The organism is Stenotrophomonas sp. A3_2 (assembly GCF_036624925.1).
In the GTDB taxonomy this organism is placed as follows: Bacteria; Pseudomonadota; Gammaproteobacteria; order Xanthomonadales; family Xanthomonadaceae; genus Stenotrophomonas; species Stenotrophomonas hibiscicola.
In genome coordinates this window covers 437,398-445,492 of record NZ_JAZKVY010000358.1, presented here as the reverse complement: position 1 = coordinate 445,492, position 8,095 = coordinate 437,398, and the positions used below count along the sequence as shown (strand labels likewise).

7 protein-coding genes are annotated in these 8,095 nt (G+C 67.6%); 4 read left to right on the top strand and 3 right to left on the bottom strand.

Annotated elements, in window-relative coordinates; translation table 11 throughout:
- Positions 1-227: 227 nt before the first annotated feature.
- A complete protein-coding gene (locus R5H29_RS21215; protein WP_019659622.1) occupies positions 228-1,172 on the bottom strand; it encodes a chemotaxis protein in 945 nt (314 codons plus the stop codon).
- A 260-nt stretch (positions 1,173-1,432) separates the two neighbouring features.
- Here R5H29_RS21215 and flgA point away from each other — a divergent pair, with 260 nt between their 5' ends.
- The 4 genes from flgA (at position 1,433) to R5H29_RS21195 (ending at position 4,115) form a co-directional block, all read left to right on the top strand.
- Positions 1,433-2,089, top strand: a complete 657-nt coding sequence (gene flgA / locus R5H29_RS21210) for a flagellar basal body P-ring formation chaperone FlgA (protein WP_019659623.1) — start codon at positions 1,433-1,435, stop codon at positions 2,087-2,089.
- Between the two features lie 75 nt (positions 2,090-2,164).
- Positions 2,165-2,470: a flagellar biosynthesis anti-sigma factor FlgM gene (flgM, locus tag R5H29_RS21205; RefSeq protein WP_019659624.1), complete on the top strand. Its 306-nt coding sequence runs from the start codon at positions 2,165-2,167 to the stop codon at positions 2,468-2,470.
- On the top strand, positions 2,467-2,805 hold the full coding sequence (locus R5H29_RS21200) for a flagella protein (RefSeq protein WP_010485882.1): 339 nt from the start codon (positions 2,467-2,469) through the stop codon (positions 2,803-2,805). Before flgM ends, R5H29_RS21200 begins: the two co-directional genes overlap by 4 nt.
- 89 nt (positions 2,806-2,894) lie before the next feature.
- The gene (locus tag R5H29_RS21195) at positions 2,895-4,115 is read left to right on the top strand and encodes an ATP-binding protein (RefSeq protein ID WP_019659625.1); all 1,221 of its coding nucleotides are present in this window, start codon (positions 2,895-2,897) and stop codon (positions 4,113-4,115) included.
- Between the two features lie 91 nt (positions 4,116-4,206).
- Here the strand turns inward: R5H29_RS21195 and R5H29_RS21190 are convergent, their stop codons facing one another.
- Together R5H29_RS21190 and R5H29_RS21185 are read right to left on the bottom strand one after the other, a co-directional pair.
- Entirely contained in the window at positions 4,207-5,979 is a 1,773-nt protein-coding gene (locus R5H29_RS21190) for an EAL domain-containing protein (RefSeq protein ID WP_019659626.1), read from the bottom strand.
- A gap of 4 nt (positions 5,980-5,983) precedes the next feature.
- A complete protein-coding gene (locus R5H29_RS21185; protein ID WP_058980052.1) occupies positions 5,984-8,086 on the bottom strand; it encodes a PAS domain-containing sensor histidine kinase in 2,103 nt (700 codons plus the stop codon).
- Between the last annotated feature and the right edge of the window lie 9 nt (positions 8,087-8,095).

Here is an 8,095-nt window from a genome sequence, read left to right as displayed (position 1 = left end):
CGCCAAGTACTCGCCGCACGAGCTGGCTGACTTCGTGCTGGACCGCCTGCGCAAGGTCGCGATGGCGGCGTAAGGCCGCGTCACGGGTCTCCGCCGGGGCCGGGCCCCCGCCACCCCCCCCCCCCCCCCCCCCCGGGGGGGGGCGGGGCCCGCCCCCCGGGCCCCCCGGGGGGCGGGGGGGTGGGGGTCGCCCCGGGCCAGGCCCGGCGGAGACCCGTGACGCGGCCTTACGCCGCCATCGCGACCTTGCGCAGGCGGTCCAGCACGAAGTCAGCCAGCTCGTGCGGCGAGTACTTGGCGACGAAGGCATTGGCGCCGACGCGCTCGACCATCGCGTTGTTGAATACGCCCGACAGCGAGGTATGCAGCAGCACGTACAGGCCGGCAAGGCCAGGGTGGCGCCGGATTTCCGTCGTCAGCGTATAGCCGTCCATGGCCGGCATTTCGATGTCCGAGATGACCATGGCATAGCGCTCGGCCGGGTTCTCGCCCGAGGCGTGGATCTGCAGCAGATGGTCCAGCGCCTGCTTGCCATCGGAAAGCAGGGTGGCGCCAACGCCCAGCTGGTCCAGCACGCTGCGGATCTGCTGGCGGGCCACGCGCGAATCGTCCACCACCAGCACCTGCAGCTGCGGGCCATCGGCAGGCATTGCCATTGCTGGATCGAGTACGGCATCACCGCGTACCTGGGCGATATCGGCCAGCACGCTTTCAACGTCGATCACCTGGATCAGCTCACCCTGGAAGCGGGTCACCGCCGTCAGGTAGCTCGATTCGGCACCCAGTTCCGGCGGCGGGTGGATGTCTTCCACCGCGATGTTGACGATGCGCTCCACGCCGCTGACCAGGAAGCCCTGGATCGAACGGTTGAATTCGGTGACGACCAGGTAGCCAGGCGAGGTGTCCGCGTCAGGCTCACGCTCGGGGTGGCCGATGGCCAGGCCCAGGTCGAGCACCGGCACCGAGCGGCCGCGTACGTCGGCCACGCCGGCAAACTGGCTGGGCAACCCGGGCACCTGGAACAGCTCCGGGCGCCGCAGGACTTCCTGCACCTTGAAGACATTGACGCCAAAAAGCTGACGTCCGCCGAGACGGAACAGCAGCAGCGCCAGGCGGTTGTGGCCGGCCAGTCGGGTTCGCTGGTCGATCCGGTTGAGCAGGTCATGGGACATGGCTGCTGTATCGGCGGGGTGGGCGCCAAACTTGAGGGCGCTCTGCCGCCTGCGCGGTCCGCACCGCGTTTGTAGAGTCGACTGCCAGTCGACCGCTCTTCGATGCAATCACGGGAAACCCCGCGCTTCGCGCGAAAGTCGACTGACAGTCGACTCTACCCATCCGGTCGCGTCCCCATCCCGGATCCGATCAACGGGTCCCGGCGCTCTGGCACACCCCTTGCACGCACCAGGGCCAGATTCCATCGACAGGAGGCGCCATGCGCCGGGTCACACCTCTATTCGCCATCGTGCTCGCCGCAGCCGCGCCATGGGCAGCCGCTGCAGAGTGGCAGCCGGTTGCCAGCATCCGCGCGGCGGCGTTGTCGACGCTGCCTGCCGGGAGCGAGGGGGAGGCGCAGGTGGCCGATGCGCTGCGCCTGCCCAAGTGTGGCGGCGCGCTGCAGGTGCAGCCCACCGCCAACACCACGGTGGAAGTCAGCTGTCCCGACGCCGGTGGCTGGCGCCTGTTCGTGCCAGTGAAAGTGCGGCGCAACCAGACCGTGCTGGTGCTCAACCGCGGAATCGGTACTGGAGAAACCCTTACTGCTGCCGATATCACCACTGCCCAGCGTGATGCCGCCCGGATTGCCGGTGCGGTGCTGGCCGATCCCAACGCAGCGATCGGCCGCATCGCCCGCCGTCCGTTGCAGGCCGGGGCCCTGCTGTCGAGCAACGATCTGGTGGTGCAGCGTCTCATCAAGCGAGGAGACAATGTGGCGCTGGTCTCGCGTCGCGGCTCGGTCGAGGTCCGTATTGCAGGCCGTGCGATGGGTGACGCGGGTGAGAACGAGCGGGTCTCGGTCGAGAACCTGTCCTCGCGGCGGATCGTGCAGGGCACGGTCGACGCCGCCGGTGACGTAATCGTGGCGCGTTGAATTACCGCAGAATATCCCTAAAGATCACGGCCCTGCGGCCGTTATCCCATGTGAACGGCAACTCCAGGACACCCCATGAGCCAGAAAATCGACGGCAACCTGCAGGTCCCCCAGGCCCTGCGCAGCGTGACGACCCCGGCCAACAAGCCCGGTGTAAGCACCGATGCGGCGGCACGCCCGGTCGAGGCGGCCGACAGCCTGCGCCTGACCGGCGAGGCCACCAATCTGCAGGCCATCGAGCGTGAGCTGACCACCGCCCCGGCAATCGACGCCCAGCGCGTGGCCGCCGTGCGCGAGGCGCTGCAGAACGGCACCTACAAGATCAATCCGGACGCGATCGCATCGCGCATGCTCGAGCTGGACCAGCAGCTGCACGGATGACTGCGGCGATGAGTGAGCCGCTGCAGCGTCTTGCCCAGGCCCTGGACGTTGAACGCCAGGCCCTGGTCGAGCACGACGTGCACGCCCTGATCCGGGCCACCGGCGCCAAGCTGGAAGCGCTGCGTGCGCTGGAAGGCGCGCCGCCGGTCGGGGAAGGCGAGCAGCTGCAGGAACTGGCCGAACGCAACCGCGCCAACGGCGTGCTGCTGTCGCGCCGGCGCCGCGAGGTCAACTGGGCCCTGCGCCAGCTCGGGCGCACCGAAGATGCCTCGGCCTACGATGCCAAGGGGCAGGCGCACACCGTCACAGCGCGCCGCCCACTCGCCGTCGCCTGAGGCGGCGGTCGAACAACCCCATCACGCGGGCTGAAGCCCGCTGCACGAGCGCGTATATTGGGCGTCTGTTCGAATGCCCCCGAGTCGCCGTGTCCGCTGCCAACGCCTTGGTTACCGCCCCCCTTCCGCCACAGCCGGTACTGCAGGCCCTGCTTGAGCGCCTGCGCGAAGGGCTGCTGCTGTTCACCGAAGACGGGCAGGTTGCGCTGGCCAATCCAGCCGCGCAGAACCTGTTGGCAAGCGGTGAGGATGGTGCATTGCCGCCCCCGCAGCGGCTTCGCGAGCTGCTGCCCCCCGATGCGCTGGAACACGCGCGCCAGCATGGTCACTGGAACGGCAGCCTGCCGCTGGGCGAGGGCGTGGTCATCGCCCACCTGTATCACCACGGCCCGGTGGGGCAGGGGCACTTCCTGGCCTTGTTCCGCCATATCGAAGGACAGGAAGACTACGAGCGAGAACTGCAGCAGCGCCACGCCGAGCTGCGCCAGGCCTACCTGCGGCTCAACGGTACCCAGGAGAAACTGCTGCAATCGGAGAAGATGGCCTCGATCGGCCAGCTTGCTGCCGGCGTCGCGCACGAGATCAATAATCCGATCGGCTACGTGCACTCAAACCTGGGCAGCCTGCAGGAGTACCTGCGCAGCCTGTTCACCGTGATCGAAGCCTACGAACGCGCGTTGCGTGCGCCGGACCCGAAGGCGCTGATCCCGGAGATCGATGACATCCGTGACCGCCTGGACATCGATTTCATCAGCCGCGACCTGCCGCAGCTGATGGCCGAATCGCGCGAAGGCATCGAACGGGTGACGCGCATCGTGCGTGATCTGAAAGACTTCTCGTATTCCGGGCGTGACGAGTCGTGGAAGCTGGTCGACCTGCACGCGGGCCTGGAATCCACCATCAACATCATCTGGAACGAGCTCAAGTACAAGGTCACCCTGGTACGCGAGTTCGGCCAACTGCCGCTGGTGGAATGCCTGCCATCGGAGTTGAACCAGGTCTACATGAACCTGCTGCTCAACGCGGGCCATGCCATCGCCGAGCGCGGCACGATCACCGTGCGCACCGGCGTCGATGGCGACCAGGTGTGGGTCGAATTCGAGGACACCGGCGGTGGCATCTCGCCGGAACTGCGCCAACGCATCTTCGATCCGTTCTTCACCACCAAGCCGGTGGGCAGTGGCACGGGCCTGGGCCTGTCGATCTCCTACAGCATCATCAACAAGCACCATGGCCGGATCGACCTGGACAGCACCCCGGGCGTGGGCTCGCGCTTCCGCGTGGTGCTGCCGGTGAAGCAGCCGCGCTGACCGCTTCGGGTAATGCCGGCCGCTGGCCGGCAACCTCATTAACCCCGTCACGTAGCAGCCGGCCAGCGGCCGGCTCTACCAGGCTGGATCGTTACCGCAGCGGGCGGTCCTCGCCGCCGTCTCCGCTCTCCACCGGCGCCGGTCCGGCGTTGCTGCGGCGCTGTTCCTCGTACGTGCGGAACGCCTGGTGGATATGCTTGCGCAGCTCGTCGTCGTTCCATGGCTTGGTCAGGAAGCGGTAGATCGCGCCGCGGTTGATCGCATCGGTCACCGTGTTCAGATCGGTATAGCCGGACAGCACCAACCGGATCGTGTCCGGGTACAGCATCTTCACCCGGCCGAGGAACTCGGTGCCGCTCATGTCGCTCATGCGCTGGTCGGACAGGATCACCTGCACGTCGTTGATCGCCAGCAGGTCGAACGCATCACGCACGTTGCCGGCCGCCAGGATGCGGTAGCCGTCGCGACGGAACAGCCGCACCAGCGATCGCAACACGTTCTCTTCGTCGTCCAGCAAGAGCAGCGTGCGGTCGGGACGGGTCTCGGCGAAAGCTTCCGGGCGCAGGTAGCGGCGGCGCAGGGTCATGCCTGCGGCATCGGCCGACATCGGTTCGCCGAACAGGTAGCCCTGGAACACATCACAGTCGTTGCGACGCAGGAAGCCAAGCTGCGCCTGCGATTCAACGCCGTTGGCGATCACCGTCATGCCCAGCTGATGGCCCATGGCGATGATCGCGCGGGCGATGGCCGCCTCGCGGTTGCCGGCCGGCGCGCTCTTGATGAAGCTGCGGTCGATCTTCAGCTTGTCCACCGGGTAGCGCACCAGCGCACTGAGACTGGAGTCACCGGTGCCGAAGTTGTCCAGGCTCAGGCTGATGCCCTCGTTGCGCAGGTTGGCCAGCGTCTCATGCACGAAGTTGACGTTGTTGGTCAGCGCGCTTTCGTTGATTTCCAGCGTCAGCATCTGTGCCGGTATGCCCGCGGCCTGGATCAGGCCCATCACTTCGGCGAAGAAGTTCGGCCGCAGCAGCTGCAGGGTGGAGACGTTCACCGCGATGGTGAAATCGTCGAAGCCTTGGTCGCGCCACAGGCGGGCCTGCTTGAGTGCACCTTCCAGCACCCAGGTGCCGATCTGCACGATGATGCCCAGCCGCTCGGCGGTGCGCATGAAGCGCTCCGGCACCAGCATGCCCAGCGTCGGTGACTGCCAGCGCAGCAGCGCTTCCATGCCGACCACGTGGCCATCGCGGGCGCTGACCAACGGCTGGTAGCGCAGTTTCAGTTCGCCGTTGGGAATGGCATCGACGATCTGCCGCGCGATGATGCTCTCGCTGTGCGCGCTCGGCGGCGTGTCCACGGCGTGGATGCGCACCGCGTTGCCGCCCTCGCGGGCGGCCTGATACAGCGCATCTTCGGCGTGGTCCAGCAGGCGTGAAACGTTGCTGGCATGCTCCGGGCACAGGCTCACGCCCAGCTTGCCGGTCATGAACAGCGTGTACGGCAGGACCGACAGCGGCAGTTCCATCTGCTGCCGGATTTCCTCGGCGAAATCCTCCGGCAGTGGCACCTCGGCTGTGCGTGGCACCGCGATCAGGAACTCGTCGCTGCCGTGGCGCCACAGTTTGCCGCGCCCTCGCAGGTAGGACTGCAACCGCTGCGCAACCAGCACCAGGGCCTGGTCACCTACCTCGGCGCTCATGTTTTCGTTGACAGAGGCGAAGTGGTCGATGTCCACATGCATCAGCATGAGTGCGGTACCGCCCGAGGCCGCCTCGGCGACCATCACCTGCAACTCGGGGTTGCCGGCACCGAGGCGATCAGGCGCATCATCGATGCTGACCGGGGGCTGGTTGGGATTCCACATAGGCTCAGTAGTCCGGTGACTCGGCGGCGGCCATGCTGGCTGCCTGGTAGGGGAGATGAACGTCGATCAGGGTGCCTTCACCGTGCGCGGATTCGATCCGTACATGGCCACCGACGCTCTGCGCACGCTCGCGCATCACGATCAGGCCCAGTCCGCGCGGGCCGTCGGGGTCGAAACCCTCGCCGTCGTCGCGGATCTGCAGGTGCAGGCCGCGCTGGCCGACGTCGCGCAGCTGCAGCTGTACCTGGCTGGCACGGGCGTGGCGCAGCACGTTGGTCAGGCTTTCCTGGGCAATACGGAAGCAGGCCTGCTCGATGCTGTTGTCGGGACGGTGCGGCAGCGGCTCGATCTCGGCCAGCAGCTCCACCGGCGAGGAACGGAACAGTACCCGTGCCTGCCAGCTCAGCGCCGCTTCCAGGCCCAGTGCGTCCAGCTGCGGCGGCCGCAGCAGGGTAGAGATGTCGCGCAGCTTGGCCACCGTGGTATCGGCCAGGCTGACGATCTGTGCCAGGTCCTCACCGCGGCGTTGCGGATCGTCCTCGTCCTGCGCGGCATAGGCAGACAGCTTGATCGCCGTGATCGCCTGGCCGATATCGTCGTGCAGGTCGCGCGAGATCGCGCGGCGCTCATCCTCCTGCAGCGAGAACAGGCGGCCGGCCATGGCCTGCAGTTCGCGGTTGCTGGTTTCCAGTGCGCTGCGGATGCGTTCGGAATCACTGAGATCGCGCACGATCAGCAGCTTGCAGTCGCGGCCGCCATAGCGCACCTCGCCCACTGCCAGGCCGGCATGGAAGCTGCGGCCATCTGCGCGCTGCATCGCCACCACGCTGCTGTGGCCCGGCCCCAGGTGCAGCTGGCCCGCACGCAGCTGGCTGCGCACGCGGGCCAGATCGGCGCTGTCCACCAGCGCCGAAAGCGGTTCGCCCAGCAAGGTGTGGCTGCCATAGCCGAACAGGCTGGCGGCCCAGGCGTTGGCGTACAACACGTGTTCGTCGGCGAGGATCACCACACCATCGGGCAGCACCCGCACCAGCTCGCGGAACTGTTCCTCACGCTCGCGCAGCAGGCGACGCGACTGCTCGCGCTCGGTCACGTCCTGCAGGGTGCCCAGCACGCGGCTGCGGCCAGCTTCATCGATACCGCTGGCGGCGCGCAGGTGCACCATCAACGCGCGCCCGTCCATCGACAGGACGGGCAGCAGCACGTCCACCTGCACCGGCTCGCCGGAGCATAGTTCGGCCAGCAGCTGTTCGGTCTGGGTGGCAGTGGCCGGATCGGCCGGCACCAGCAGTTCGTCGAAGCGGTGCCAGCGGCGGGCCTCGGGCGGGCGGCGGCCAAGCAGCCGGTAGACCTGGTTGGAGTAGCGACCCAGCCCGGTGGACGGGTCCAGCTCCCAGGCGCCGATACGGGCCAGCTCGTGGGCTTCCTCGACCCGGGCCAGCGCCTGGTCGCGGCGCAGCTGGGCCAGGTCTTCGGCGGTGCGGTCGATGGCAATCAGCAAGCGGGCGTTGTGGCCGTCATAGCTGATGGCGTTGGACCGCAGCTCCATCTGCCGTAGCGAGCCATCACGCAGTTGCAGCTGGGCACGCAGGATGCAGAGCTCCTGCGGCGCCTCGCGGATCGCCTCCAGCTTGGTCTGCAGTGCCTGGTCCTGGCCGGGCGGCCACAGCACGTCGATGGTCTTCTCCAGAAGGTCACCGCGCTCCCAGCCGAACGCGCTGCAGGCAGCCGGATTCGCGTCGAGGATCGCCAGCGTGTCCAGGTCGTAGACCAGGATCGGGCCGGGATTGCCCTCGAACATCTGCCGCAGGCGCAGCTCGGAGGCCTGTTGGCGCGCGTGGGTGTGCAGCACGTGCTCGGCCAGCGGGCGCAGCAGCAGATACAGCAGGCCTGCGCTGGCCAGGGCGAAGAACGAGCCCTTCAGGCCCTGCCACAGTGCCGCCTGCTGCGGATCGGGCACCAGCGCCTGCACCACGCTGTCGGTAGAGATCATCCAGGCCAGCGCCATCACCAGGTAGCTCAACACCACCCGGCGGCGGTCACGGCTCAGCGCCTGCGCCATCCGCGGGTCGGGAACAGGGGCGTTGCCGGTCGGTTCTGCAGGCATGGACGAGGC